Annotated in this window: 25 protein-coding genes and 1 pseudogene; 16 read left to right on the top strand and 10 right to left on the bottom strand. The window is 66.9% G+C overall.

What is annotated here, in order from left to right; translation table 11 throughout:
* Nucleotides 1-6: 6 nt before the first annotated feature.
* The 8 genes from DQP58_RS15310 to prfB are packed head-to-tail and all read right to left on the bottom strand — an operon-like array spanning nt 7 to nt 6,876.
* Nucleotides 7-1,254 (bottom strand): AAA family ATPase, encoded by a 1,248-nt coding sequence (locus DQP58_RS15310; RefSeq protein ID WP_430916096.1) that lies wholly within the window; start codon nt 1,252-1,254, stop codon nt 7-9.
* 58 nt (nt 1,255-1,312) lie between these two features.
* The gene (locus DQP58_RS15305; RefSeq protein ID WP_112709168.1) at nt 1,313-2,155 is read right to left on the bottom strand and encodes a DMT family transporter; all 843 of its coding nucleotides are present in this window, start codon (nt 2,153-2,155) and stop codon (nt 1,313-1,315) included.
* Nucleotides 2,152-2,661, bottom strand: coding sequence for an SsrA-binding protein SmpB (gene smpB, locus DQP58_RS15300; protein ID WP_112709167.1), 510 nt, complete (start codon nt 2,659-2,661; stop codon nt 2,152-2,154). Before smpB ends, DQP58_RS15305 begins: the two co-directional genes overlap by 4 nt.
* Nucleotides 2,662-2,663: 2 nt before the next feature.
* The gene (gene ftsX / locus DQP58_RS15295) at nt 2,664-3,557 is read right to left on the bottom strand and encodes a permease-like cell division protein FtsX (RefSeq protein ID WP_112709166.1); all 894 of its coding nucleotides are present in this window, start codon (nt 3,555-3,557) and stop codon (nt 2,664-2,666) included.
* Nucleotides 3,558-4,247: a cell division ATP-binding protein FtsE gene (ftsE, locus tag DQP58_RS15290; protein ID WP_066865258.1), complete on the bottom strand. Its 690-nt coding sequence runs from the start codon at nt 4,245-4,247 to the stop codon at nt 3,558-3,560.
* Between the two features lie 43 nt (nt 4,248-4,290).
* Nucleotides 4,291-4,791: a hypothetical protein gene (locus tag DQP58_RS15285; RefSeq protein WP_112709165.1), complete on the bottom strand. Its 501-nt coding sequence runs from the start codon at nt 4,789-4,791 to the stop codon at nt 4,291-4,293.
* Nucleotides 4,788-5,774 (bottom strand): mechanosensitive ion channel family protein, encoded by a 987-nt coding sequence (locus DQP58_RS15280; protein WP_240629838.1) that lies wholly within the window; start codon nt 5,772-5,774, stop codon nt 4,788-4,790. Before DQP58_RS15280 ends, DQP58_RS15285 begins: the two co-directional genes overlap by 4 nt.
* Nucleotides 5,764-6,876 carry a peptide chain release factor 2 gene (gene prfB, locus DQP58_RS15275; protein WP_112709163.1) on the bottom strand — a complete coding sequence of 371 codons (1,113 nt, stop codon included), beginning with the start codon at nt 6,874-6,876 and terminating at the stop codon, nt 5,764-5,766. Before prfB ends, DQP58_RS15280 begins: the two co-directional genes overlap by 11 nt.
* 171 nt (nt 6,877-7,047) lie before the next feature.
* Between prfB and DQP58_RS15270 the strand changes: the two genes are divergently transcribed.
* The gene (locus DQP58_RS15270; RefSeq protein WP_112709162.1) at nt 7,048-8,409 is read left to right on the top strand and encodes an FAD-dependent oxidoreductase; all 1,362 of its coding nucleotides are present in this window, start codon (nt 7,048-7,050) and stop codon (nt 8,407-8,409) included.
* Nucleotides 8,410-8,611: 202 nt separating this feature from the next.
* Here the strand turns inward: DQP58_RS15270 and DQP58_RS15265 are convergent, their stop codons facing one another.
* Nucleotides 8,612-9,397 (bottom strand): universal stress protein, encoded by a 786-nt coding sequence (locus tag DQP58_RS15265; protein ID WP_112709161.1) that lies wholly within the window; start codon nt 9,395-9,397, stop codon nt 8,612-8,614.
* Between the two features lie 138 nt (nt 9,398-9,535).
* On the opposite strand from DQP58_RS15265, the pseudogene DQP58_RS15260 reads away from it, so the two are divergent.
* From DQP58_RS15260 to DQP58_RS15250, 3 genes and pseudogenes are all read left to right on the top strand, one after another.
* A pseudogene (locus tag DQP58_RS15260) lies at nt 9,536-9,784 on the top strand (slipin family protein); the annotation flags it as partial.
* Nucleotides 9,785-10,196: 412 nt separating this feature from the next.
* Complete coding sequence (locus DQP58_RS15255) at nt 10,197-11,354, top strand: PPE family protein (RefSeq protein ID WP_112709160.1); 1,158 nt, start codon at nt 10,197-10,199, stop codon at nt 11,352-11,354.
* A 91-nt stretch (nt 11,355-11,445) separates the two neighbouring features.
* A complete protein-coding gene (locus DQP58_RS15250) occupies nt 11,446-12,543 on the top strand; it encodes a PPE family protein (RefSeq protein ID WP_112709159.1) in 1,098 nt (365 codons plus the stop codon).
* Between the two features lie 7 nt (nt 12,544-12,550).
* On the opposite strand, the gene DQP58_RS15245 is transcribed toward DQP58_RS15250, so the two are convergent.
* Nucleotides 12,551-12,901, bottom strand: coding sequence for a hypothetical protein (locus DQP58_RS15245; RefSeq protein ID WP_112709158.1), 351 nt, complete (start codon nt 12,899-12,901; stop codon nt 12,551-12,553).
* A gap of 74 nt (nt 12,902-12,975) precedes the next feature.
* Between DQP58_RS15245 and hisN the strand changes: the two genes are divergently transcribed.
* The 12 genes from hisN to DQP58_RS15185 all read left to right on the top strand — a co-directional run bounded on the left by hisN (nt 12,976) and on the right by DQP58_RS15185 (nt 26,214).
* On the top strand, nt 12,976-13,764 hold the full coding sequence (gene hisN, locus DQP58_RS15240) for a histidinol-phosphatase (RefSeq protein WP_240629835.1): 789 nt from the start codon (nt 12,976-12,978) through the stop codon (nt 13,762-13,764).
* A 79-nt stretch (nt 13,765-13,843) separates the two neighbouring features.
* A complete protein-coding gene (locus DQP58_RS15235; protein WP_112709156.1) occupies nt 13,844-15,241 on the top strand; it encodes an acyl-CoA dehydrogenase family protein in 1,398 nt (465 codons plus the stop codon).
* Nucleotides 15,242-15,274: 33 nt separating this feature from the next.
* Complete coding sequence (locus DQP58_RS15230; protein WP_066870799.1) at nt 15,275-16,480, top strand: acyl-CoA dehydrogenase family protein; 1,206 nt, start codon at nt 15,275-15,277, stop codon at nt 16,478-16,480.
* Between the two features lie 64 nt (nt 16,481-16,544).
* Entirely contained in the window at nt 16,545-17,543 is a 999-nt protein-coding gene (locus DQP58_RS15225; RefSeq protein ID WP_112709155.1) for an acryloyl-CoA reductase, read from the top strand.
* A gap of 22 nt (nt 17,544-17,565) precedes the next feature.
* Nucleotides 17,566-18,537, top strand: a complete 972-nt coding sequence (locus tag DQP58_RS15220; RefSeq protein WP_112709154.1) for an NADPH:quinone oxidoreductase family protein — start codon at nt 17,566-17,568, stop codon at nt 18,535-18,537.
* Nucleotides 18,538-18,706: 169 nt separating this feature from the next.
* Nucleotides 18,707-19,801, top strand: coding sequence for a homogentisate 1,2-dioxygenase (locus DQP58_RS15215; protein WP_112709153.1), 1,095 nt, complete (start codon nt 18,707-18,709; stop codon nt 19,799-19,801).
* Nucleotides 19,802-19,855: 54 nt separating this feature from the next.
* Nucleotides 19,856-21,043, top strand: coding sequence for an alpha/beta hydrolase family protein (locus tag DQP58_RS15210; RefSeq protein ID WP_112709152.1), 1,188 nt, complete (start codon nt 19,856-19,858; stop codon nt 21,041-21,043).
* A gap of 77 nt (nt 21,044-21,120) precedes the next feature.
* Complete coding sequence (locus DQP58_RS15205) at nt 21,121-22,320, top strand: CaiB/BaiF CoA transferase family protein (protein WP_430916099.1); 1,200 nt, start codon at nt 21,121-21,123, stop codon at nt 22,318-22,320.
* Between the two features lie 52 nt (nt 22,321-22,372).
* Nucleotides 22,373-23,266, top strand: coding sequence for a hydroxymethylglutaryl-CoA lyase (locus DQP58_RS15200; RefSeq protein WP_112709151.1), 894 nt, complete (start codon nt 22,373-22,375; stop codon nt 23,264-23,266).
* Between the two features lie 15 nt (nt 23,267-23,281).
* Nucleotides 23,282-23,905, top strand: a complete 624-nt coding sequence (locus DQP58_RS15195) for a TetR/AcrR family transcriptional regulator (protein ID WP_112709150.1) — start codon at nt 23,282-23,284, stop codon at nt 23,903-23,905.
* A 24-nt stretch (nt 23,906-23,929) separates the two neighbouring features.
* Complete coding sequence (locus DQP58_RS15190; RefSeq protein ID WP_112709149.1) at nt 23,930-25,168, top strand: acyl-CoA dehydrogenase family protein; 1,239 nt, start codon at nt 23,930-23,932, stop codon at nt 25,166-25,168.
* Nucleotides 25,168-26,214, top strand: coding sequence for a phosphotransferase family protein (locus DQP58_RS15185; RefSeq protein ID WP_112709148.1), 1,047 nt, complete (start codon nt 25,168-25,170; stop codon nt 26,212-26,214). Before DQP58_RS15190 ends, DQP58_RS15185 begins: the two co-directional genes overlap by 1 nt.

Genomic DNA, 26,214 nt, shown 5'->3' with positions numbered 1-26,214 from the left:
CGAAAATCACCGAATCTTTTTGCGGCGCATGTACTTCGCCAGTTCGTCGTAGGTTCCGTCACCGTTGGCGAATTCGACGACGTTGCGGGCGGTCTCGAACCAGGGTCCGGTGCTGGGTCGGATCTGCGCGATGGTCGTGTCGACGTCGCTCATGGTGACCGGACGGACCTGACCGCTGCGCATCGAGTCGGCCATGGCCAACTGGGTCGCGGTCTCGCAGACATAGGCCAGGTCGGCGCCAGAAAAGCCATCGGTGCGGTTGGCGATCGACTTGAGGTCGATGCCCGCGACGGGCCGATCTTGCAGGTGCGACCGCACGATCCCGGCCCTGGCCCCGGTGTCGGGCAAGCCGACAAAGATCATTCGGTCGAATCGGCCGGGCCGGCGTAGCGCGGGATCGACGTCCCATGGTGCGTTGGTGGCACCCAACACATAGACACCATCGTTGACGGAATTGGCCGAATCCATCTCCTCGAGCAAGGTATTGACCACGGGCCGCAAACCCGAGCTGCCGCTCAGCGCGGAGCGCCGGTGTCCCAACGCATCAACTTCGTCGAAGAACAACACGCAGGGCGCGTTGCGCCGGGCGGTGTCGAAGACGGCACGGATGCTGCGTTCGCTGTTGCCGAACCACTGGTGCAGGACGTCGGCGATGCCCACCTGGTAGAAGTTCGCCCCCAGCTCACCCGAGACGGCTTTGGCGATAAATGTTTTGCCGCAACCCGGTGGTCCATACAGCAACAATCCGCCGCGCGCGGACACCTTGAACGCCTTCATCAACTCGGGGTTGCGGATCGGGCCGAGCAACGACAGGTCCAGTTGCCGTTTGACTTCATCCATGCCCGCGACATCATCCAGCCGGACACGAACGCGCTGCACTACGTCGAAGTCGTCTTCGTTGACCGCGTCAGGGGGTTGCTCGACGAAGGCGGGCTCAATGATGTCGGCGACTTCCTGTTCGGCGCTCGACCAGTCGAAGCTGTCGTTTCCAGCAGGCGGGGCTGCAACCGGCGCGGACGCCTGGGCCGGCGGCGCCGCCAGCGCGGCGCTGCACCGTTGCAACAGGCTGAGCGCATTGGCATTGCCGGCGTGCTGCGTCAACACCGTGCTGCAGTGGCCCAGCGCCTCGGCGTAGCGGCCTTTGTCCGCCAGCAGGCCGGCCAGATGCAACCGCAGCTCGATCACGTCGGGGCTTTTGTCTACCGCGTTCGACAGCTCGCGAATGACGGGATCTTCGGTCTCAAACGCGCCCAACGCCATCTCCCGGGGGTGAACTGTGCCAACTGCCCAATATTAGGCGGCGGCACAACCGTCAGGCCGAGGCGATCATCGCCACGGATCCCATCGCGAGGACCATGCCGATTCCCTGCAGGCGGGTCACCCGCTCGCGCAGTACCACCATCGCCAGCACGACCGTCGCGGCCGGATACAGCGAAATCAGGATGCTGGCCAGCGACAGCAGCCAGGTGTGCAGAGCCGCCAGCATGGTGATGTTGGCGAAGATGTCCAGCACGGCAACGGCGATGGCCAATTTGAGCGGGCGGCCGCGCGGCATCACCAGGTTCTGACTGGTTTTGGCCATGGCGAACACGACCAGGCTGGCCGCCACTCGGGCGAAGACCAGCGGCCAGAGCTTGCACACGTGCGGCGCCTGGTGCAGGAACACCAGGTTCAGGCCCATCGCCGAGCCCGCAACTACCGTGAGCCAGGCCACTTTTGGAGTGAACCGGTACGGCGTTCCCTCCGCGGGAGCCTCGCGGCTGACGAGCATCACCGCGGCCAGCGCCAGGACGACACCCACCAGGGCCGCCTGCCCGGGCCGCTCCCCCAACGCCATGCCCACCGCGACCGGCACCGCGGCGTTGAGCACGGCCGCCAACGGCGAGACCACCGAAATCGGGCCGGAGCCAAGCGCCGCGAAGAACGCCCACATACCGAACGCCATGCCGATGCCGTAGAGGCAACCCCACAGCACGGCACCGACGTGAATCGGCCCGCCGACGAACACGGCCATCATGCCCAGCAACAGCGTCTCGATCGGGTAGGCGACCAGCATCACGCGCAGCGCGGCCACTCGCCGCGCTGCCACGCCGCCCACGAAGTCGCTGACGCCGTAGGTAACGGCCGACAGCTGGGCGTAAGCCGCCCCGATCAGGTCATGCCCTTTGCTCGACGTCCCATTTCACGGACCACCTCACGCTGTGCATCACGTTGCGCCATGTCCTGGCGCTTGTCATAAGCCCTTTTACCGCGCGCGAGGGCCAGCTCGACTTTGACCTTGCCCTCAGAGAAATACAGCGACAGCGGCATCAACGCGAGGTTACCATCTCGTATCTTGCCCACCAGCCTGTCGATTTGTTGCCTATGTAACAACAACTTTCGGTTGCGACGCGGTTCATGATTGGTCCAGCTACCGTGCTGATACTCGGGAATGTACAAGTTACGCAACCAGACTTCGCCGTCGTCGATCGTTGCGAACGCATCAGCTAACGATGCTTGGCCCAGCCGAAGGCTTTTCACCTCGGTGCCTTGCAAAGACACGCCGGCCTCGAACAACTCGATGATCGAATAGTTATGTCGCGCTTTGCGATTGGTGGCGATAACTTGTTTGCTGCCACCTTTGCCGCCCGCCACCTTGGCTCGGCCGGAACCCTTGGCCACAGCTACCGCCGTATATAGAGGCGCAAGGTCGCATACGCCGTCACCGCCGCCATCGACACGCCGAGCAGGAACAACCACGGCGAGATATAGAGGATGTCGGCGTAGTCGACCTTGGCGATCAGGTGGGCTTGGTAGAACTGGCTCAGCGCGTTGTCCAGGAACAATGCGCGGACCAACATGAGTCCGAGCACGGCGATGGCGACACCGATGGACGCGGCCAGCATTGCTTCCACCAGGAACGGCAGCTGGGTGTACCAGCGGCTGGCACCGACCAGCCGCATGATTCCGATCTCGGTGCGCCGGGTGTACGCGGCGACCTGCACCATGTTGGCGATCAACAGGATCGCCCCGACCGCCTGCACCAGCGCGACGGCGAACGCGGCATCGCGCAGGCCGTCCAGCACCGCGAACAGCCGGTCGATGAGGTCCTTCTCATTGAGGATGCTGCGCACCCCCGGCTGGCCTTGCATCGCGGCATCGAACTCCGCGTGCTGTTCGGGGTTGTTCAGCTTGACGATGAACGAGGCGGGAAACGAGTCCTTCCCGGCCACGTCCTTGAACTCCGGGAACTTCTTGATGGCGTCGTTGTAGGCGTCCTGGCGGTTGACGAAGCGCACCGATTTGACGTCTTGGCGTGCATCGATCTTCTCGCGCAACCCCTTACACGGCGCGGTAGCACACGTGGTGTCGTTGGCCGAGATGTCGTCGGTCAGAAACACCTGCGTCTCGACGCGGTCGAGATAGATCTCGCGTGAGTTGTCGGCCAGCCGGACCACCAGCAGACCGCCGCCGAACAGGCCGATGGAGATCGCGGTCGTCAGGATCATCGCGGCCGTCATGGTGACGTTGCGGCGAAGTCCGGTCAGAACCTCGTTGAGTAGGAAGCCGAAGCGCACTTAGCGGTCCATCCCGTAGATGCCGCGCTGCTCGTCGCGAACCAGCCTGCCCAGCGAAAGCTCGACGACGCGCTGGCGCATCGAGTCGACGATGTGGTGGTCGTGCGTTGCCATCAGCACCGTCGTCCCCGTGCGGTTGATTCGCTCCAACAAATCCATGATGTCCTTACTGGTGTCTGGGTCGAGGTTGCCCGTCGGCTCGTCCGCCAGCAGGACCAGCGGCCGGTTGACGAACGCGCGGGCGATCGCCACCCGCTGCTGCTCACCACCGGACAACTCGTGGGGCAACCGATTAGCTTTGCCGGACAGGCCGACGGTTTCCAGCACGTCGGGCACCACCCGGTTGATCGCGTCGGGTCGTTTGCCGATCACTTCCAACGCGAACGCGACGTTCTCATACACCGTCTTTTGCTGCAACAGGCGAAAGTCCTGAAAAACGCAGCCGATGACCTGGCGCAGCTTCGGGACGTGCCGACCGCGCAGCTTGTTGACGTGGAACTTCGACACCCGGACGTCGCCGCTGGTCGGGTTCTCGGCGCCGAGCAGCAGCCGCATGAACGTCGACTTGCCCGAGCCCGACGGGCCGATCAGGAAGACGAATTCACCCTTGTCGATCTTGACGTTGACGTCCTCCAGCGCCGGACGGGCCGACGCTTTGTACTTCTTGCTGACATGGTCCAGGGTGATCATCACGGCACGCCAGTGTAGCGGTGAATTTCGCTGGCAGGCGAAGTCAACTGGCCGGCGGCGGCGAACTCGGCACCGGGCCGGGCCCCGGTTGCGGTTGCTGCGGCGTCGGTGTGGCCGGGCTTGAGCTGGGCGGGCAGAACGGCGCCGGCAGGATGCACGGCAGCTGCGGCAACTGGAACGGCGGCGTCGTGGTCGTGGTCGTCGTCACCGGGGGTGGCGGCGGTGGCGGGGGTGGTGGCGGCGTGCTCGTCGGCGTCGGCGTGTAGGTGACGGTCGCCGGAGGCGCCTGCACGCGGCTGCGCGGCACCCAGGTGTAGTTGGGGTCGGGCACGAAACCCGGCGGCACCACTTGCTGCGCCGGGGGCTTGGGCGCCGGTTCCGGGCGGTAGGTGTCGTAGACCCACCACGCCAGGAAGAAAGCGATGATCAGTACGAGGGTCGACGTGCGCATCCGCCCGCCGAACACGTAGTTCGGCCAGCGATGCTCCGCATCCGTGTCGTCGCTGTCGCCGCGCTTCTCGAGGATGTTCAGGGTGAACTTCAACGCTTCTGCACCGCACCTTGGACTTCATCGTCGGTTTGCTCCTCGGCGGCCTGGGCGGCCGGCACCGAGGGATCTTCGACCAGGCCGACCGTCGCGTCCGCCGCGGTCACGATCCCGACGCGGGCCAGCGCCCGGATGACCAGGACGCGCAGTTGCCGGCCGACCTCGAACTGCTTGCCGGGCAGCGTGCGGGCCACCATACGCAAGGTGACCGTGTCGACTTCGATGCTCTCCACACCCATCACCGTGGGTGCATCCAACAGCAGTTGACCGAGCACGGGGTTGTCCATCGCGCGGTCGCATTCCTGATGCAAGACCTCGTTGACCCGGTTGAGGTCGGCGTTGGTCGACACCGGGATGTCCACCACCGCGCGCGCCCAGTCCTTGGACAGGTTGACCACCTTGACGATCTGCCCATTGGGAATGGTCAACACTTCGCCATCCGGTGAGCGCAGCCGGGTGACCCGCAGCGTCACGTTCTCGACCGTGCCGGTCGCGTCCGTCGCGGACACGACGGTGATGGTGACGAGGTCTCCGAAGCCGTACTGGCGCTCCACCAGGATGAAGAAGCCGGACAGCAGATCCCTGACCAACTGCTGCGCGCCGAAACCCAGCGCGGCGCCGACCACGGTGGCCGGCGCCACCAGCCCCCCGATCGAGAACTGCAGTATCTCGGCAAGCTGCATCATGACCCAGATGCCGATGATGACGACCGACACCCACGAGATCACCGACGCCACGGCCTGGCGGTGTTTCGAGGCCTCCGATCGCACCAGCGCGTCGCTTTCGACGAAGCCCAAGTTGAGCTGGCGGGTCACCTGCTGTGCGACCCAGTTGACGAAACGGGCCGCCAGCATTGCCGCGATCAGCACCATGACGATGCGCAGACCCCTGGCGATGATCCACTCACCGACTTCGCCCCGCCAAAAGTCGTGCCAGCGGTGCGTCATCGATGCGGCGAGAATGCTTGTGTTATTCGTCATCTTTTCGGTTGCGCCAACGGATTCCTGCTTCCAGGAAGCCGTCGATGTCTCCATCCAGGACGGCCGCAGGGTTGCCAACCTCGTATTCGGTTCGCAGGTCCTTGACCATCTGATAGGGCTGCAGAACGTAGGAGCGCATCTGATTGCCCCACGAACTGCCACCTTCGCCTTTTAACGCGTCTAGTTCAGCGCGTTCTTCGGATCGCTTGCGTTCCAACAACTTTGCCTGAAGAACTCGCATCGCCGAGATCTTGTTCTGCAACTGCGACTTTTCGTTCTGGCAAGTCACGACGATACCCGTTGGGATATGGGTTAAACGTACCGCAGAGTCGGTGGTGTTCACCGATTGGCCTCCCGGGCCGCTCGAGCGGTAAACATCAACGCGCACATCGCCTTCCGGAATGTCGATGTGGTCGGTGGTCTCCACCACCGGGAGCACCTCGACTTCGGCGAACGACGTCTGACGCCGGCTCTGGTTGTCGAACGGGCTGATTCGCACCAGCCGGTGGGTGCCCTGCTCCACGGACAGCGTGCCGTAGGCGAACGGCGCGTGCACGGCGAACGTCGCGCTCTTGATGCCCGCCTCTTCGGCGTAGGACGTGTCGAACACCTCGACGGGATACTTGTGCTGCTCGGCCCACCGGATGTACATCCGCATCAGCATCTCGGCCCAGTCCGCGGCGTCCACGCCGCCCGCGCCGGAACGAATGGTGACCAGCGCCTCGCGTTCGTCGTACTCACCCGACAGCAGGGTGCGCACCTCGGTGGCTTCGATGTCGGCGCGCAGCGCTTTCAGCTCGGCGTCGGCCTCGGCCAGCGCGTCGGCCGCACCGTCCCCCTCCTCGGCCGCCAGCTCGTAGAGCACCGGCAGATCGTCCAGCCGTCCGCGCAGCTCCTCGACCCTGCGCAGCTCGCCCTGGGCGTGGGACAACTCACTGGTCACCCGTTGGGCCCGGGCTTGGTCATCCCACAGCTGGGGATCGGAAGCCTCGTGTTCGAGCTTCTCGATGCGCTTGCGCAGACCGTCCACATCGAGCACGCGCTCCACCGTGGTCAGGGTGGCATCGAGTGCGGCGATATCGGCTTGACGGTCGGGTTCCACAGCCGACCACGTTACCCGGGGCCTCCCAAGCGGCTGAGCTCGCAGCGAGTGTCCAGGCCACGACCAGCGGTCATGCGTTTAGCATCGAGTCACGATCATGTGCGACCCGCTCTGCGCGCCGGCCTTTCCGGGAGCCCCCGGCGCTAACCGGGCACGAATAGAAGGTCGAGTATGCGTCCTTACCACGTTGCAATCGTTGGTTCCGGCCCGTCGGGTTTCTTCGCCGCCTCCTCCTTGCTCAAGGCGGCCGACGGGTCCGAGGACATCGATATCGCGGTCGACATGCTGGAGATGCTGCCCACCCCGTGGGGGCTGGTGCGTTCCGGTGTCGCGCCCGATCACCCGAAGATCAAGTCGATCAGCAAGCAATTCGAGAAGACGTCCCAGGATCCGCGCTTCCGCTTCTTCGGCAACATCTCGGTCGGCGAGCACGTGCAGGCCGACGAGCTCGCCGAGCGCTACGACGCCGTCGTCTATGCGGTCGGGGCGCAATCCGACAAGGCGCTCAACATCCCCGGCGAAAACCTGCCGGGCAGCATCGCCGCCGTCGATTTCGTGGGTTGGTACAACGCGCACCCGAACTTCGAGGAAGCCACACCCGACCTCTCGGGCGCCCGCGCCGTGGTCGTCGGCAACGGGAACGTCGCGCTCGACGTCGCACGCATTCTGGTCACCGACCCCGACGTGCTGGGACAGACCGACATCGCCGACCATGCGCTGGAGTCGCTGCGACCGTGCGGCGTCGACGAGGTGGTGGTCATCGGTCGGCGCGGACCACTGCAGACCGCGTTCACCACCCTCGAGCTTCGTGAGCTGGGTGACCTGGAAAATGTCGACGTGATCGTCGACCCCGCCCAGCTCGAAGACGTGAGCGACGAAGACGCCGCGGCCGCGGGTAAGACGGCGAAGCAAAACATCAATGTGCTGCGCGATTACGCCAAGCGCGACCCACGCCCCGGACACCGCCGCATCGTGCTGCGCTTCATGACCTCTCCGATCGAGATCAAGGGCAAGGACCGGGTCGAAGCGATCGTGCTGGGCCGCAACGAGCTGGTCACCGACGATAACGGCTGGGTTTCGGCCAAAGACACCGGCGAGCGCGAGGAGCTACCGGTCCAGTTGGTGGTGCGCTCGGTCGGTTATCGCGGGGTGCCCACGCCGGGGCTGCCCTTCGACGAGAAGACCGCCACGATCCCCAACAGCGGCGGCCGGATCGAAGGCAGCCGCAATGAATACGTGGTCGGGTGGATCAAGCGCGGACCGACGGGCGTCATCGGCACCAATAAGAAGGACTCCCAGGACACCGTGGACACGCTGCTCGCCGATCTGGCCGGCGCCGACGGTCTCGCCGATTTCCCCGGCGACCACGCCGATAGGCTCGCCGACTGGCTGGCGTCGCGCCAGCCCAAACTCGTCACTTCGGCCCACTGGGACCTCATCGACGCCCATGAGCGGGCGGCCGGGGAGCCGCACGGCCGTCCCCGCGTCAAGCTGCCGAGTCTGGCCAAGTTACTGCGGGTCAGCCACGGCTGATCGTCCGATCTCGGCGGCGCCGAGCACGAAGGGCTCTGCTCAAACACCATCTTGCCCTTGGGGTGGCCGCGCGACAGGGCCATAAGTCCCTCGACGGTGACGGGGACAGCCGGGAACAAACTTCGCGGTCGTGTGCGCCAGCGCCCGCGACGGCCGTTGCGGAGCAGTATGTTTCACATCACAGCGGTGGGTCTGACCCCAGTTACAGGTTGCCGCACCGTATCGCGAGCACCGAGTGACCCGCATGGCACAACTCCTCGGCCCGATAGGAGTCGGCGACCACCAACAGGCCCGCTTCGTGCTGGGCACGCAAGTACCGGTCCACACCGCCGGCTACCATCGCCGGCGCGGCCTGCACGTCGGGATACAACCGCATCCACGGCGCCAGCCGGCGTTCCAAACACGCATGCACCGAAGGCTTTCCGGGTCTGGTGTCGCCCGCGTCGGAGCCCTTCGACATCGACAGTGCCCGGAGCGGAGTTTCGCGCAGTCGCGCTTCGTCGAAAGCGTGCCGCAGCACCTTGCCGTTGTCTGCTTCGACCACCACGCCGCTGACCTGCGCGGCAGTCGACCCTTGGATCACGGCGACCGGACACAGCGCCGAGCGGATCAGGCACGCCGCAACCGCGGGTCCGCCGTGGCGGGCATGGTTGAGCCCGACCCGTCCGATGCAGATCATGACCGCCGACCGCGACTCCTCGAGGAGCTTGGAAACCGTTCGGCCCCAAAGGATATCGGTTTCCACCTTGACCAGCTCGGCGACGGCGTCGACGGCCCGACGGGCGTCGGCCAGCGCGGCACGAGCGACGGCGAGGCGGGTATCGATGGCGCGCGCGCCGGAAACATCGTGCGAATCGATGACATACACCAGTCGCAGGGGGATGTCGCGACTGACCGCCTCATCGATCGCCCAGAGGGCCGCGTGTATCGCCGCCCTGGACCCGTCAACGCCTACCAGAATTGCGGGAGCTTGATACACATTGCTCATCGCGACTTCCTTCGTCGAGCGGAAGAAGGTGATTCTTACACCGTTCGCCCACGAGAATATTGCCCGTAAACCCCGCTCCCCCAGAGGCATTGGTCCTCGAATTGATGCCATTGGACCCTACGGCGCGGCCGGTGAAATGAAATCTGGGGTGTGCAAGCGCGCGTCGTGCAGATCAACGACGTCGAAATTCCCGAATCGATGCAGCCGGTGACGGTGCGGGAGGCCGAAGCCGAGCGCGAACCCCGCGCGAAGGTCATCAACGCCCGCGGGGAGCTGCAGGCGTCCGAGGAACTGAGCGACGCCGCCGAGACCCTGTCCAAGAGTAAGGCGTCGCTGCGGCTGCGGTACTTGCAGACGCTGCTGGAGGTGGGGGCGGACCAGAACACCAAGCATGTCAAACACTTTCGTTGTTCAACAGGCGTCAAGTTAGGGCTGCCCGGGGTGAACAGAAAAGGAACAAAGGGTGAACAACAACTGAATTCTGCCTGGTCCCTGCCGTGAAATAGGCAAAACCCCGCCAGCATCGGCGGCACCTGCGACTTTTAAAGGGCCCGAACCCCGAAGGTCTTTCGTGATGCCCTGCGCGCACTCTCCGCCACCCCGGTAAGCACCACGCCGCCCGCCGAACGGGCGTGGTGTCAACGCGCAGGGCCGCCCTCCCATCTGACGCGGGGTGAGCTTCGCCGACCGGCCGAGCGAATCGCGGGAGCGGCCCATGGATCCAAATAACGCCGATGCGGCGAGCGCCGGCGCCGGTGGCGTTTGTCCGAAAACCGCACATTGAGGGGACGTATCACCCATGGATTGGGCTTTCTTTCCACCCGAAATCAACTCCGCCCGGATGTACACCGGACCCGGTTTGGCCTCGCTGTTGGCCGCCGCCGGAAGCTGGGACGCGCTGTCGGCCGAGCTGGCCTCCACCGCCGAGTCCTACGAGTCGGTGCTCGCGGGCCTGGACCTGCAATGGCGCGGCACCGCTGCCGAGTCGATGGCGTACGCGGCCGCCCGCTACATGGGCTGGCTGCAGGCGACCGCCGAACAGACCAAGCAGACGGCCATGCAGGCGCGGACGGCCGCGGCGGCCTATGAGCAGGCGTATGCGATGACCGTGCCGCCGCCGGTGATCGCCGCCAACCGCACGCTGTTGGCGTCGCTGGTGGCGACGAACATCGTGGGCCAGAACACCGCGGCCATCGCCGACACCGAGGCGCAGTACGCCGATTTCTGGGCGCAGGACGCTGCCGCGATGGCCGGCTACTCGGCGTCGTCGAGGGCGGCGACGACGCAGTTGCCGCGCTTCGGCACCGCAAGCAAGTCCACCACCGACTCCGGGGTGAGTGACCAGAACGCCGCCGTGGCCGCGGCCAGGACCAATGCCAGCGTGAGCAAGGCTGCCACGCAGACGTTTTCGGCACTGGACGACCCGTCTGGGACGGTGAATAACTACTACCTTGATGCGTCGACAACGAACTCGGGCAATAACGCCTTCCGGGTCCTCGACGCCATCCAGGGGACGGGCCTCGGCTTCAGCGCTCCGTACAACATGGAGCAGTTCGTGTCCGGCATCATCGGCGCGGAGAACAATCTGGGCATTCTGGCCAAGCCGGGTGCGGCCGCGGCCAATGTCGCTCCCGCGCTCGCGGCGCCGGCACTGCGCGGCGCCACCTCGGGCCTGGGCGGTGGGCTGGGCAACGTCACCGCGACCCTCTCGCACGCCGGCACGATCGGGCCGATGTCGGTGCCCGCAAGCTGGGCCGCGCCCACGAGCACCCACATCTCGCCGTTGGAGCCCGCCGGGTTCACCACGCTGCCGGGGACCGAAGAGCCGGTCGCGTCCGGTTATCCCGGCTACCCGGGCATGCCCGGCGGCGCTGCCGCCCGGTCCGCCGGCGCGGGTGCGGCGCCCCGCTACGGCGTACGGCTCACCGTGATGCCACGCCCGCCGGCCGCCGGGTGACGTGCCGCCAATCCGCCGACTGCCGCCGGTCATAGGAAACCTCCTGCGCCGCAAGCAGTTTTGCTTCACGCAGCCTTTAGAGCTGTAAGACATGGAATTCGGCTTTCTTCCGCCGGAGGTGAACTCCGGCCGGATGTACGCAGGTCCCGGGTCGGGCTCGCTGTTGGCCGCCGCGGGAGGCTGGGATTCGCTCGCCGCCGAGCTGGGCGTCACGGCCGCGGTGTACGAATCGGTGCTGTCCGGTCTGACGGGTGTGTACTGGCACGGCCCCGCAGCTCAGGCGATGGCGGCCGGTGCCGCCCCCTACGTCGCGTGGCTGTATATGACCGCCGAACTTGCTCAGCAGACGGCAACGCAGGCCCGGGCCGCCGCGGCGGCCTACGAGCTGGCGCATGCCATGACCGTTCCCCCGCCGGTGGTCGCCGCCAATCGCACCCAATTGGCGACCCTGGTAGCAACGAACTTCTTCGGCCAGAACACCGCGGCCATCGCGGCCACCGAAGCCCAATACGCCGAATACTGGGCTCAGGACGCCGCCGCGATGTACGGCTATTCCGCCAGTTCGACTGCGGCAGCCCAGTTCTCGCCGTTCTCCTCGCCGCGACGGACTACCACTACCGACGGGCTGGCAGCACAGCAGGACGCCGTCGTGAAAGCCGCCGCGGATGCCTCCAACTCGGGCACGAACTCGGGTTCGCAGGTGGTGGTGAACTCCCCGACTTCCAATTCGTCGTCGCAACTCTTCCGGATCCTCGACACCATCCAGGGCGCCCAGACCACGTTCCGATCCATTTTCACCACCGAGGGCACTACCGCCGGAATCATCCAGGCCGACAAGAACTTAGGCATCTTGCCGAACCTCGCGGCCGCCCCGGCCGCACTGCCCAAGGCGCCCGCACTCAGCGGCGCCACCTCGGGCCTGGGCAACGTCGACGCGGTGCTAGCGCGGGCCGGACGGATCGGCCCGATGTCCGTGCCCGCCGGCTGGGCGAGCGCGGCCGGCAATCCCGCGGCGGCAGCGCCGGGCAGCGGCCTGGCCGACCTGACGGCGACCGAACTGGTGACCCCAACCGGATCCACGCCGGGCATACCCGGACTTCCGGGCGGGACGGTCCGCCGGGCGGCGCTCGTGGTCCCCCGCTACGGCAGGCGGATCACGGTGATGACGCGCCCACCCGCGGCCGGCTGACGGGCGCTCAGCCCGCGGGCGGCTCCGGCGACTCGGGCGGCGGAACCGCGGGGGCGAATTTCCAGTTGTCCGGATTCCGCGGCGAATACACCACGGGAAACAGCTGACCGATCGTCGGCCACTGGTTCACGTCGACGGCCATGCGCTGATACACCGCGTGTTCGTTGACGGTGGGACCGTTGATCACGCCGGCGATGGTGACGAATTGTTCGCCGGTGGCATCGGGGCGGGGGCTGATCCCGGTGACCAGCAGCGTGCCGCTGAGCAGTTCACCTCGCGGGCCGCGCGGGACGAACCGCTGGACGAGGAACACCCCCAAGATGGCCACCAGCAAAAGCAGCAGTCCGAATTCCCACACGACGCCATGGTAGGACCGTGATAAGACTGCGTCATGAGTCGCGCCGGCGACGATGCGAAGCGATGAGGAGGAGCGTGCACAACAGCCAGGACGATCTGGCGCTGGCACTGACGTTGGCCGACCGCGCAGACGCGTTGACCTCCGCCCGATTCGGCGCGCTGGACCTGCGCGTCGACACGAAACCCGACCTGACGCCGGTGACGGACGCCGATCGCGCGGTCGAAACCGAGCTGCGCGAGGTGCTCGCGCGCGAACGTCCCGACGACAGCATCGTCGGTGAGGAGTTCGGCGGCGACACCACTTTCACCGGACGTCAGTGGGTCATCGACCCGATCGACGGCACCAAGAACTTCGTCCGCGGGGTGCCGGTGTGGGCCACCCTTGTCGCGTTGCTCCACGACGGCATCCCCATCGTCGGCGCCGTGAGCGCCCCGGCGTTGCAACGCCGGTGGTGGGCCGCGCACACCCGGGGCGCCTTCGTCGCGGTCAACGGTGCGCCCGCGCGCCGACTCGCGGTTTCCTCGGTGGCACAACTGGATTCGGCGAGCCTCTCGTTCTCCAGCCTGTCCGGGTGGGCGCAGCTCGGTGTGCGGGATCGATTCATCGCGTTGACCGACGCCGTCTGGCGGGTGCGCGCCTTCGGCGACTTTCTGTCCTATTGCCTGCTCGCCGAAGGGGCCGTCGACATCGCCGCAGAACCCGAAGTGTCGGTGTGGGACCTCGCGGCGCTCGACATCCTGGTGCGCGAAGCGGGCGGGACGCTGACGGCCCTGAACGGCACCGCCGGACCGCATCACGGCAGCGCCGTGGCCACCAACGGCCTGCTGCAGCAGCAGGTGCTCGACAGCCTCGCTGTGAATTAGTTAACAAGTGTTCTCTGTGATCTTACTCCGGAGTAAGATCGGCGCTATCCGCATCGCCCAACGACCTGAGGCTGCCGAAATGACCGGATCCGGTTCTCAACAGACGTCCGCCCGCTCCCGCGTCAAACGACGCGACCACAAATCCGCTGTCGGGCTGCAACCCCACAAACGCACCGGCGTCGACATCGCCATCGCGCTGATCACCCCGCTCGTCGGGCAGGAATTCCTGGACAAATACCGGCTGCGTGACCCGCTCAACCGGGCGCTGCGTTACGGCACCAAGACGGTCTTCTCCACCGCCGCCACCTCGTCCCGGGAGTTCAAGCGCATTCAGAACCTGCGCGGCGGGCCGACCCGGCTCAAGTCCAGCGGCAAGGACTACTTCGATCTGACGCCCGACGACGAGCAGAAGATGATCGTCGAGACCCTCGACGAGTTCGCCGAGGAAGTGCTGCGGCCCGCCGCACACGACGCCGACGAGGCGGCGACCTACCCGCACGAGTTGATCGCCAAGGCCGCCGAGCTGGGCATCACCGCGATCAACATCCCCGAGGACTTCGACGGCATCGCCGCGCACCGGTCCAGCGTGACCAACGTGCTGGTCGCCGAGGCGCTGGCCTACGGCGACATGGGCCTGGCGTTGCCGCTGCTGGCGCCGGGAGGCGTGGCCTCCGCGCTGACCCATTGGGGCAGCGCCGACCAGCAGGCCACCTACCTGCCCGAGTTCGCCGGCGAGAACGTGCCGCAGGCCTGCGTGGCCATCGCCGAGCCGCAACCCCTCTTTGACCCTACCCGGCTCAAGACCACCGCGGTGCGCACCCCGAGCGGATACCGTCTCGACGGGGTGAAGTCGATGGTGCCCGCCGCGGCCGATGCCGAACTCTTCATCGTCGGCGCGCAGCTGGACGGCAAGCCGGCCCTGTTCATCGTCGAGTCCTCGACGAAAGGCCTTAGCGTAAAAGCGGATCCGAGCATGGGGATCCGCGCGGCGGCACTGGGCCACCTCGAACTCTCCGGGGTGACGGTGCCGCGCAGCGCCCGGCTCGGCGAGGACGAGGCCACCGACGAGGACTACTCCGAGGCGATCGCGCTGTCCCGGCTCGGCTGGGCGGCGCTCACCGTCGGCACCTCGCACGCGGTGCTCGACTACGTCGTCCCGTACGTCAAGGAGCGCCACGCCTTCGGTGAGCCGATCGCCCACCGCCAGGCGGTGGCCTTCATGTGCGCCAACATCGCCATCGAATTGGACGGTTTGCGGTTGATCACCTGGCGCGGTGCGGCGCGCGCCGAGCAAGGCCTGCCGTTCGTCCGCGAGGCGGCGCTGGCCAAGCGGCTCGGCGCCGACAAGGGCATGCAGATCGGCCTGGACGGCGTCCAGCTGCTGGGCGGCCACGGCTACACGAAAGAGCACCCGGTCGAACGCTGGTACCGCGACCTGCGGGCCATCGGTGTGGCCGAGGGCGTCGTCGTCATCTAAGTCGTTAACCCTTTCGAGTGAGAAAGTTCAATCATGGCAATCAATCTGGAACTTCCCCGCAAGATGCAAGCGGTGACGACCAAGACCCACCAGGGCGCCGCCGAGTTGATGCGGCCGATCGCCCGCAAGTACGACCTCAAGGAGCACGCGTATCCCGTCGAGCTCGACACCCTGTTCAGCCTGTTCGAAGGGGCCTCGGAGTCAATCGAATTCGCCGGAGCCAACGCGCTGGGCGGCGAGGACGAAGAACGCGATAAGAACCACAACGGCGCCAACATGGCTGCGCTGCTGCAGACCCTGGAAGCCAGCTGGGGCGATCTGGCGATGATGCTGTCGGTTCCGTACCAGGGGCTGGGCAACGCGGCCATCTCCGCCGTCGCGAACGAGGAACAGCTGCAACGGCTGGGCAAGGTGTGGGCGGCGATGGCCATCACCGAACCCGGCTTCGGCTCGGACTCAGCGGCGGTGTCGACCACCGCCACCCTGGACGGCGACGAGTACGTGATCAACGGCGAGAAGATCTTCGTCACCGCCGGCTCGCGCGCCACCCACATCGTGGTGTGGGCGACGCTCGATAAGGCGCAGGGCCGCGCGGCGATCAAGTCGTTCGTCGTGCCGCGTGAGCATCCCGGTGTCACCGTCGAACGGCTCGAGCACAAGCTCGGCATCAAGGGTTCCGACACCGCGGTCATCCGGTTCGACAACGCCCGCATACCGAAGGAAAACCTGCTCGGCAACCCCGAAATCGAGGTGGGCAAGGGCTTTTCCGGGGTGATGGAGACCTTCGACAACACCCGGCCCATCGTCGCGGCCATGGCCGTCGGCGTCGGCCGCGCCGCCTTGGAGGAGATTCGCAAGATCCTCACCGAGGCCGGCGTCGAGATCTCTTACGACAAGCCCTCACACGTCCAGAGCGCCGCCGCGGCCGAGTTCATCCGGATGGAAGCCGATTGGGAGGCCGCCTATCTGCTGTCGCTGCGGGCGGCGTGGCAGGCCGACAACAAGATCCCCAACTCCAAGGAAGCGTCGATGAGCAAGGCGAAGGCCGGCCGGATGGCCACCGACGTCACGCTCAAGACCGTCGAATTGGCCGGCACCACAGGCTATTCCGAGCAGACGCTGCTGGAGAAATGGGCGCGCGACTCGAAGATCCTGGACATCTTCGAGGGCACGCAGCAGATTCAGCAGTTGGTGGTCGCACGTCGGCTGCTGGGGCTGTCTTCGTCCGAGCTCAAGTAACTCGCGAGCTTCGGCGGAATCGGGCAGTGTGCGCTTTGCTCTGCGGTGAGGTTAGCGTCGAAGGATGGACACTTTTCACGCGCTCGTCGCGCGTCAAGATGGCGACCGGATCACCGCGTCGGTCGAAATTTTCCGTCCGGATGATCTGCCGCCCGGCGATGTGACCGTCCGGGTCCTGTATTCGAGCGTCAACTACAAAGACGCCCTGGCGCTGACGCCGGGAGGCGGTGTGGTGCGCGACTACCCGGTGGTGCCGGGCATCGACCTGACCGGCGAGGTGGTGGAGTCGACGTCGGCCGACTTCGCCGTCGGTGACCAGGTGCTGGCCCACGGGTACGCGATCGGCACCGGCCACCACGGCGGCTACGCCGAATACGCGCGGTTGCCGGCCGACCAGGTGGTCGCGCTCGGCGCGTTGAGTCCACACGAGGGCGCCGCAATCGGGACCGCGGGCTTCACCGCTGCGATGAGCGTGCAGGCCCTGATCGACTGGGGCATCGCGCCCGACGCCGGTCCCATCGTCGTTACCGGGGCCACCGGCGGAGTCGGCTCGGTCAGCGTCGACCTGCTGGCGGCCGCCGGCTACCAGGTGGTCGCCTCCACCGGCAAGGCCGAGGCCGCCGACCGGCTGAAAAACCTTGGCGCCGCGGAGGTTATCGGGCGGCTGCCCACCGACCCCGACGCCAAGCCGCGGCCGCTCGGCAAGGCACGCTGGGCGGGCGGGGTCGACTGCGTGGGCGGCGCGACGCTGGCCGACGTACTCAGCACCGTCGATTACGGCGGCGCCGTGGCGGCTAGCGGCCTCACCGGCGGTCCGGCGCTGCACACCACTGTGTTGCCCTTCATCCTGCGTGGCGTCGCACTGCTGGGCATGGACTCGGTGCTGATGCCGATCGGCGCGCGCCGCGAATTGTGGGCCCGGCTCGGCGACTCGTTGCGGCCACGCCACCTGGACTCGCTGGTCAGCGACGTCGACGTGAAAGACGTCGTCGGCGTGATCGACCAGGTGCGCGCCGGCAAGTTCTCCGGCCGGGCCGTAGTGCGGGTCGCCGGCGGCTTCTGAGCGGCCAGTAGGCTCTGGTGGCATGCGCGCGGTACAGGTGACTCGGCTCGATGGTCCGGACGCGGTCGAGCTGACCGACATCGACGAACCGTCAGGCGACGGGGTCGTCGTCGACGTGCACGCCGCCGGGGTGGCATTCCCGGATGCCCTGCTCACCCGAGGCCTCTACCAGTACCGCCCGGAGTTGCCGTTCGTGCTCGGCGCCGAGATCGCCGGCGTGGTCCGGTCGGCACCCGAGGGCGCCAACGTCAGCGCCGGCGACCGCGTCGTCGGGCTGACGATGCTGTCCGGCGGCATGGCCGAGGTCGCGGTATTGGCTCCGGACCGGGTGTTCAAGCTGCCCGACAACGTGAGCTTCGAGGCGGGCGCCGGCCTGCTGTTCAACGACCTGACGGTGTACTTCGCGCTGACCGTCCGGGGTCGGCTGCAGCGTGGCGAGACGGTGCTGGTGCACGGCGCGGCCGGCGGCATTGGAACTTCGGCGCTGCGGCTGGCGCCGGCGCTGGGCGCGTCACGCACCATCGCGGTGGTCAGCACGCAGGACAAGGCCGACATCGCTACGGCGGCCGGCGCGACGGATGTGGTGCTGGCCGACGGTTTCAAGGACGCAGTCAAGGAGTTGACGCACGGACGTGGCGTCGACATCGTCGTCGACCCGGTCGGCGGCGACCGGTTCACCGATTCCCTGCGGTCGCTGAGCCCCGGCGGGCGGCTACTGGTGGTCGGGTTCACCGGCGGTGAGATTCCCACCGTCAAGGTAAATCGGTTGCTGCTCAACAATGTTGACGTGGTCGGTGTGGGCTGGGGCGCGTGGGCCGGGACGCATCCGGGCGCGCTGGCCGAACAATGGGCCGGACTCGAACGGTTGCTCACCTCCGGGGAGCTGGCCCCGCCCGAGCCGGTGGCCTACCCGATGGAGCAGGCCGCCACCGCGGTCGCCTCCCTGGAGAACCGCAGCGCCAAGGGAAAGGTCGTGCTGCGCGTCCGCAGTTAGGCGCCGTTTCTGGTCATTGGCCACGGTGGTGTCGGCGCACGTGGGTCGACCATCAGTGGCTTTGTCGCTCGTGCCGCGCCCTTGCGCCGCCCAAAAAGAGAAAGTAATGTCACTTTTAGTTTATACGCCTGATCGGCAGCGAGCTGGTCCCCCGTCGGAGGAGCCGTCCATGGAATCCTTTGTGCACCTGCGAAAAGGCCGAACACCGCGCCGCCTGCATGCCGACCTCGACGGTCTCAAGGACGACGAGTTGGGCCGGGGCGGATTCACCGGCCGCACCGCCAATCTCTACCGGCGCCACGATCCCACCGCCTACCGGTCGGTCGGGCCGCTGCGACCCATCGACGTGCTGTCCAGCGAGCTCAAGCCCAGCGACGCCACCGAAACCGGCGGTGGACCGCTGCTGATGTTCAGCAACGACGACTGCCGAATCCTGTTGAGCCGACGTCTCGACCCGATGCCGTTCTTCGTCCGTCATGTCGACGGCGACCTGCTGTGCTTCGTCCACCAGGGCCGCGGCCTGGCCGAGACCGAATTCGGGCCGCTGCGCTACCGGGAGGGTGACTGGTTGTACATCCCGAAGGCCTGCACCTGGCGCCAGCTCCCCGACAGCGCGACGACGATGCTGATGATCGAGGCCACCGACGAGTTCCGGGTGCCGCCGCCGGGCGCGCTGGGCCGCCACTTCCCGTTCGACCCGTCGCAGGTCGTCATCCCGGAGCCGGCACCGGCCGGCGAGGACGCCACCGACGGCGAGTTCGAGGTCCGGCTTATCCATGAGGGCGGCCCGACAACGCTGTTCTACCAACACAATCCGCTGGACGTCGAGGGCTGGCGTGGCGACAACTTCGCCTTCACCTTCAACATCGCCGACTACAACGTGGTCACCTCCGACAGCGTCCACCTGCCCCCGACCGTGCACCTGTTCATGCAGGCCACCGGCGTCTACGTGATGAACTTCCTGCCCAAGCCCGCCGAGGGGATCCCGGGCACCGAACGCACCCCGTGGTATCACCGCAACGTCGACTACGACGAGATCGCTTTCTTCCACGGCGGCTCGCTGTACGGCATCCCGATGCCGCCGGGCTTGATTTCGCATGCGCCACAAGGGGTTCACCACGGCGCACCCGAAAAGGCCCGAGAACGGGCGCGACGCAAATTCGACGACTACTCCCGCGTCGACTGGCAGGTGATCGCCATCGACACCCGGCGGCGGCTGACCCCGTCGGCCGAAGTACTGGCCCACGACCTAGGACAACACTGACATGAGGCACGCCGGCGACGATGCAGATCGAAGTGACCAGGAGGAGCGGCGTCAATGAAAACGGCGGTGAAACACGAGTACGACCGAATCCCCTATCTCGTTGCGTTTCAAAACAATTCCGGGGTCCGCGACGTCTACGGCGGCCTGGCCGAGATCACCGTGTTGGAGAGCTACCTGCTCAAGCCGAAGGACAAGCCGTCGGACACCGTGCTGGTGTTCATGCATCCCATCGGCGGCGGGGCCTACCTGCCGATGATCAACGCGCTGGCCCGCGCCGGCCATCACGTCATCTATTGCAACAGCCGCTTCCGCGGCACCGACTCGGCGCTGCTGATGGAGAAGGTGGTCGAGGATCTCGGTGAGTGCATCAAGGACGCCAAAAAGCGGCTGGGCTACGCCAAGGTGGTGCTGGCCGGATGGAGTGGCGGCGGCTCGCTGTCGGTGTTCTATCAGCAGCAGGCGCAGAATCCGACCATCACGTCCAGCCCGACCGGCGACGGCCCCGACCTGACCAAACTCGACCTGCCCGCCGCCGACGGCATCATGCTGCTCGCCGCGCACATCAGCCGGCACGGCACGCTGACCGAATGGCTGGACGCGTCCATCCTCGACGAATCCGACCCCACCAAGCGCGATCCCGAACTGGACCTGTACAACCCGGACAACCCCAATCAGCCGCCGTACAGCCAAGAATTTCTGGATCGCTACCGGCAGGCCCAGATCGACCGCAACCGCCGCATCACCGCATGGGTCAGGGACAAGCTGGCCGAGCTGGCTGCAGCCGGGCGGCCCGACGACGAGTTCGGCTTCGTCGTGCACGGCACCATGGCGGACCCGCGCTGGCTGGACCCGACCGTCGATCCCAACGAACGCGCCCCGGGCACCTGCTATCTGGGGGATCCTCAGGTGGTGAATATGAGCCCTGTCGGACTGGCCCGGTTCTGCACCCTGCGCGGCTGGTTGTCGCAGTGGAGCTATGACGACGCGCGCGGCGACGCGGTGGCCTGCGGGCCCGATATCGCGATCCCGGCACTGGTGATCGGTAATCTTGCGGATGACGCCTGCACGCCCAGCCATACCCGGCGGCTGTTCCAGGCGATCGGACATGAGGACAAGGAAATGCACGAAATCCCCGGCGCCACACACTATTATGCCGGACTCGGCCAGCGCGAGGCGCTGCGGGCCGCCGTCACCATCGTCACCGACTGGCTGGTGCGGCACGACTTCGCGAGCGCCGAATGACTTTCGCCGGCGACGATGCAGAGCGCAGCGGTGAGGCGGGGGCACCTACCGCTTGCGGGGGAGAGCGGCGCATCGATGTGACCGGCCCCCTGGACGGCATCCGGGTGCTCGAGCTGGGCACCCTGATCGCCGGTCCCTTCGCCGGCCGGCTGCTCGGCGACATGGGCGCCGACGTGATCAAAGTGGAACTGCCCAAAGCCCCGGACCCGCTACGCACCTGGGGCCAGGCCGAACTCGACGGCCAACACGTCTTCTGGACGGTGCACGCGCGCAACAAGAAGGCGATCAGCCTGGACCTGCGCCACCCCCGCGGGCGCGAGCTGTTCTGTGACCTGGTCGAGAAATCCGACATCGTGGTGGAGAACTTCCGCCCCGGCACGCTGGAAAAATGGAACCTGGGCTACGACGTCCTCAGCGAACGCAATCCGGGCATCATCCTGGTACGCGTGTCCGGCTACGGGCAGACCGGGCCCGACGCCACCAAAGCCGGCTACGCCTCGGTCGCCGAAGCGGCCAGCGGACTGCGGCACCTCAACGGTTTCCCCGGCGGGCCGCCGCCCCGCCTGGCGCTCTCGCTAGGTGACAGCCTGGCCGGCATGTTCGGCGCGCAGGGCGCGCTGGCCGCGCTGTACCGGCGCAGTGTCACCGGGCGCGGCCAGGTGGTCGACGTCGCATTGACCGAATCATGTTTGGCCGTACAGGAATCCACCATTCCCGACTATGACGTCGGTGGCGTGGTACGCGGACCGTCGGGCACCCGGCTCGACGGCATCGCGCCCTCGAACATCTACCGCAGCGCCGACGGTTCGTGGGTGGTGATCGCCGCCAACCAGGACACTGTGTTCGCCCGGCTGTGCAAGGCGATGTGCCGGCCGGAGCTGGCCACCGACAACCGGTTCGCCACCCACGTCGCGCGCGGCCGCAACCAGGACGAACTCGACAACATCATCGGCGCCTGGGCGGCGCAACGCCGGCCCGCTGACATCATCGAAACCCTTTCCGCCGCAGGGGTGATCGCCGGCCCGATCAACACCGTCGCCGAGGTGGTCAACGACCCGCAGCTGCGCGCCCGCGACATGTTGATCGAGCACTACGACGAGCGTCTGCAGCGCAACGTGCTGGGCCCGGGCATCGTGCCGGTGCTCTCGGAATCGCCCGGCCGCCTGCGCCATGCCGGGCCCGCCCGTCCGGGCCAGCACAATGACGACGTGTTCATCGGGTTGCTGGGCAAGACGGCCGAGGAGCTCGCGGAGCTGCGCTCCGAGGAGGTGCTATGACCGCCCGCGCCGGCGACGATGCAAAGCGGAGCGATGAGGAGGAGCCGCGCCAATGACCCACGTCGACATCCGCGAGGTGGCCCTGCGCGATGGTCTGCAGATCGAAACCCCAATCCCGTTGTCGGCCAAGCTGGAATTGCTGGCCGCGGTGGCGGCGACCGGGGTCCGCGAGGTCGAGGTCACCGCATTCGTCTCCCCGACGAAGGTGCCGTCGATGGCCGATGCCGCCGAGTTGGCCGCCCATCTGCACGACTATCCCGACATCGAATTCTCGGCCTTGGTGGCCAGTCCCAACGGCGCCAAGCGGGCCGTGGCCGCCGGGTTGCGCTCCATCGAATACGTGGTGGCCGCCGACGACACCTTCAGCAAGGCCAACGTCGGACGCACCAGCGCCGACGCCACCGAGGCGATCGACGAGATCGTCGCCATCGCCCATGGCAGCAATGTCACCGTCGAAGTCGTCATCGCCACCGCCTGGGACTCACCCTTCGAAGGCCCCACCCCGCCCCAGCGGGTGCTCGAGATCGCGGCGGCCGCCTGCGAGCGCGGCGCCGACCGCCTGTCCATCGCCGACACCATCGGCACCACCACCCCGGGCCGGGTGAGTTCGCTTGTCGCGCAGCTACGTCCGGTGATCGGCGACCTGCCGCTGGGCGGACATTTCCACAACACCCGCGGCTCCGGGCTGGCCAGCGCCTACGCCGCGGTCAACTCCGGGGTGACCCGGCTGGACTCCTCGGTCGGCGGGCTGGGCGGCTGCCCCTTCGCGCCGGGCGCCACCGGCAACATCGCCACCGAGGATCTCGTGTACCTGTTGGGCGACAGCGGCATCGACGTCGACGTCGACCTGCAGGCCGCCATCGCCGCCGCCGGCGTGGCGAAATCGCTGGTCGGACACGACCTGCCGAGCGCCCTGTTACGCGCCGGCGACCGAAAGAGACAGTAAGTGCGGGGGAACTGAATGTCCGCCCCTGAGGCAGCCCGCGAGCTGACCGCCAAAGGTCGCCAGACCAGGCAGGCCATCGAACAGGCCGCCCGTAAACTGTTTGCCGAACGGGGCTTTCACGGCACCACCCTGGCCGACATCACCTCGGCCGCGGGCAAATCACCGGCGGTGTTCTACCGATACTTCGCCGACAAGGAAGACCTGCTGGCCGGCCTCGCGGAGTCATTCCTGCACGAGGTGGTGACGCCGTCGGGGCTGAGCGTGCACCTGCCGGATTCGCCCGACGACGACGCCTTCTTCACCTCGGTGGTCACCGGCTACTGGAACATGTTCAAGCAGAACATCGGAATCATGATCGCGGTGGCCCAGCTGGCCGCCACCCAGCAGCGGTTTGCCGCCGTGCAGAACGAGTTTCGCCGCTTCGGCGTGGACATCGTGGCGGGATCGGTGCGGCGGGCACAGGAGCAGGGCTACGGCGCCGAGCTCAACCCCCAACACACCGCGGCGGCCATCGCGCTGCTGTTCGAGAACTTCACCACCGTCTTCGTCGGGCAGTCGGGTCTCGGCATGGAGATCAGCGACGAGGATGCCATCGCCACCCTCTCGACGGTGTGGAAGAAGACTCTCTATGGTGCGTGACGCGAGAATCGCGAGGAGATAACCGTGGATTTCACTCTGCCAGAACACCTCCCGGGCGTGCTCGCCGAGATGGACGAGTTCATCGAGACCGAGATCAAGCCCCTGGAACGTGAGAACATCCAGTACTTCGACCAGCGTCGCGAGCATTCGCGCACCGACTGGGACAACGACGGGATCCCGACGCGCGAGTGGGAGGACCTGCTCTCCGAGATGCGCCGACGAGCCGACAAGGCAGGCTGGCTGCGCTACGGACTGCCCGCCTCGCTGGGCGGCCGCGACGGCAGCAACGTCGACATGGCGATCATCCGGGAGCATCTGGCGCACAAGGGCCTTGGCTTGCACAACGACCTGCAGAACGAGTCGTCGATCGTCGGCAACTTCCCGCAGGTGATCATGATGGAGCGGTTCGGCACCGACGAGCAGCGCAAGGTGTGGTCGGAGGCGTTGATCACCGGGGAGCGGTCCATGGCCTTCGGGCTGACCGAACCCAAGCATGGTTCGGATGCCACCTGGCTGGAAACGCACGCCGAACGCGACGGCGACAGCTGGGTGATCAACGGCTCCAAGCGGTTCAACACGGGGGTGCACCGCGCGACCCACGACCTGGTCTTCGCCCGCACCTCCGGTGAGTCCGGCAGCGCCCGGGGCATCACCGCGTTTCTGGTCCCGACGGACACCCCCGGATTCAACGTTCCCTACTACTGGTGGACGTTCAACATGCCGACCGACCACGGCGAGGTGGAGCTCACCGATGTGCGGATTCCCGCCGATGCGGTGCTCGGTGAGGTGGACCGCGGGCTGGAAGTCGCGCAAACCTTCTTGCACGAGAATCGAATTCGGCAAGCTGCCAGCAGCCTGGGCGCGGCACAGTACTGCATCGACCGGGCCGCCGAATACGCCGGCACCCGAACGGTGTTCGGCAAGCCGCTGTCGGTCAACCAGGCGGTCCAGTGGCCACTGGCCGAGTTGGCGACCGAAGCGCAGATGGTGCGGCTGCTGGTGCACTACGCCGCCTGGCATCTCGACCGCGACCACCACATGGAGGTCTCGGACAAGGTGTCGATGGCGAACTACCGCGCCAACCGCCTGGTGTGCGACGCCGCCGACCGCGCCATGCAGATCTTCGGCGGCCTCGGCTACAGCCGCCACGAGCCGTTCGAACACATCTACCGCCACCACCGTCGCTACCGGATCACCGAGGGCGCCGAGGAAATACAGATTCGCCGGGTGGCGCAGCGGTTGTTCAAATTCGGCAAGAAGTGATGGGCAGCGTCGAGTCAACGGAGCTGGGCACCAAACTGGCCGGGGTGCTCTCGGCGGCCCTTGGCAACGACACCGCGGTCGAGAATCTGCGGGCGTTGACCGGTGGTGCCAGCAGGACCACCTGGGCGTTCGAGGCCGTCACCGGCGCGCAGCGTCGCGCACTGATCCTGCGCACCGGCCCACCCGACGATGTGCATGCCGGCATGGAGCTGGAAGCCAGAACGCAGGCCGCCGCGCGCGCCGCCGGCGCGCCGGTCCCCCACGTGTTGATCGCCGACAATTCGCCTGCCGCACTGGGCAATCCGTTCCTGATCTGTGACGAGATCAAGGGCGAGACCATCGTGCGGCGCATCCAGCGTCAGCTCGACGACGACAAGCGCGCGAGGCTGCTGCAGCAATGCGCGCAGGCGGTGGCCGCCATTCACCGCGCCGACCTTGACGTTCCGGACCTGACCCACGAGGACCAACTCGCCGAATGGCGGAAACGCCTCGACGACATGGGCGACACCACTGCAACTTTCGAATTGGGGTTTCGCTGGCTGGCCGCCCACCGTCCCCCACCGTCGCCGGCCGTGTTGGCGCACGGCGACTTTCGGATGGGCAACCTCATCGTCGACGGGTCAAACCTTGCCGCGGTGCTGGACTGGGAACTCGTGCACGTCGGGCAGGCCTACGAGGACCTGGCCTGGTTCTGCATCCGGGCCTGGCGATTCGGCGCCCCCGCCAGCCTCGGCGCCGGCGGGTTGGGCAGCATCGAAAGCTTCCTGCGGGCCTACGAGCAGGCCAGCGGGACTACCGTCGACCGGGTGGCGTTTCACTGGTGGCTGGTGCTGGCCACCCTGCGCTGGGGCGTCATCTGCCGCTTCCAGGCCGAGCGGCACCTGAGCGGGCAACATCGCTCGGTCGAGTTGGCCACCATCGGCCGTCGGGTCTGCGAGACCGAGTGGGACCTGCTCAACCTGCTCGCGCCCGCCGACGATGCGCGCCGCGCGGCGGCGCGAGGAGGAGGCGGGCAATCGGGGCCGGGCGCGGCCGTGACGTGTTGA

The sequence above is a fragment of the Mycobacterium colombiense genome, assembly GCF_003284975.1.
Classification (GTDB): Bacteria; Actinomycetota; Actinomycetes; order Mycobacteriales; family Mycobacteriaceae; genus Mycobacterium; species Mycobacterium europaeum_A.
The sequence above is the reverse complement of the archived record's forward strand: the minus strand, read 5'-3'. Positions and strand labels throughout refer to the sequence as shown.

Excerpts from the sequence above, each read along its gene's own strand:
- DQP58_RS15235 (WP_112709156.1), top strand. The coding sequence starts at position 13,844 with ATGACCGGATCCGGTTCTCAACAGACGTCCGCCCGCTCCCGCGTCAAA.
- DQP58_RS15200 (WP_112709151.1), top strand. The coding sequence starts at position 22,373 with ATGACCCACGTCGACATCCGCGAGGTGGCCCTGCGCGATGGTCTGCAG.
- DQP58_RS15210 (WP_112709152.1), top strand. The coding sequence starts at position 19,856 with ATGAAAACGGCGGTGAAACACGAGTACGACCGAATCCCCTATCTCGTT.
- DQP58_RS15225 (WP_112709155.1), top strand. The coding sequence starts at position 16,545 with ATGGACACTTTTCACGCGCTCGTCGCGCGTCAAGATGGCGACCGGATC.
- DQP58_RS15195 (WP_112709150.1), top strand. The coding sequence starts at position 23,282 with ATGTCCGCCCCTGAGGCAGCCCGCGAGCTGACCGCCAAAGGTCGCCAG.
- DQP58_RS15215 (WP_112709153.1), top strand. The coding sequence starts at position 18,707 with ATGGAATCCTTTGTGCACCTGCGAAAAGGCCGAACACCGCGCCGCCTG.
- DQP58_RS15220 (WP_112709154.1), top strand. The coding sequence starts at position 17,566 with ATGCGCGCGGTACAGGTGACTCGGCTCGATGGTCCGGACGCGGTCGAG.
- DQP58_RS15255 (WP_112709160.1), top strand. The coding sequence starts at position 10,197 with ATGGATTGGGCTTTCTTTCCACCCGAAATCAACTCCGCCCGGATGTAC.
- DQP58_RS15250 (WP_112709159.1), top strand. The coding sequence starts at position 11,446 with ATGGAATTCGGCTTTCTTCCGCCGGAGGTGAACTCCGGCCGGATGTAC.
- DQP58_RS15230 (WP_066870799.1), top strand. The coding sequence starts at position 15,275 with ATGGCAATCAATCTGGAACTTCCCCGCAAGATGCAAGCGGTGACGACC.
- DQP58_RS15270 (WP_112709162.1), top strand. The coding sequence starts at position 7,048 with ATGCGTCCTTACCACGTTGCAATCGTTGGTTCCGGCCCGTCGGGTTTC.
- ftsE (WP_066865258.1), bottom strand. The coding sequence starts at position 4,247 with ATGATCACCCTGGACCATGTCAGCAAGAAGTACAAAGCGTCGGCCCGT.
- DQP58_RS15280 (WP_240629838.1), bottom strand. The coding sequence starts at position 5,774 with ATGACGAATAACACAAGCATTCTCGCCGCATCGATGACGCACCGCTGG.
- DQP58_RS15185 (WP_112709148.1), top strand. The coding sequence starts at position 25,168 with ATGGGCAGCGTCGAGTCAACGGAGCTGGGCACCAAACTGGCCGGGGTG.
- DQP58_RS15265 (WP_112709161.1), bottom strand. The coding sequence starts at position 9,397 with ATGAGCAATGTGTATCAAGCTCCCGCAATTCTGGTAGGCGTTGACGGG.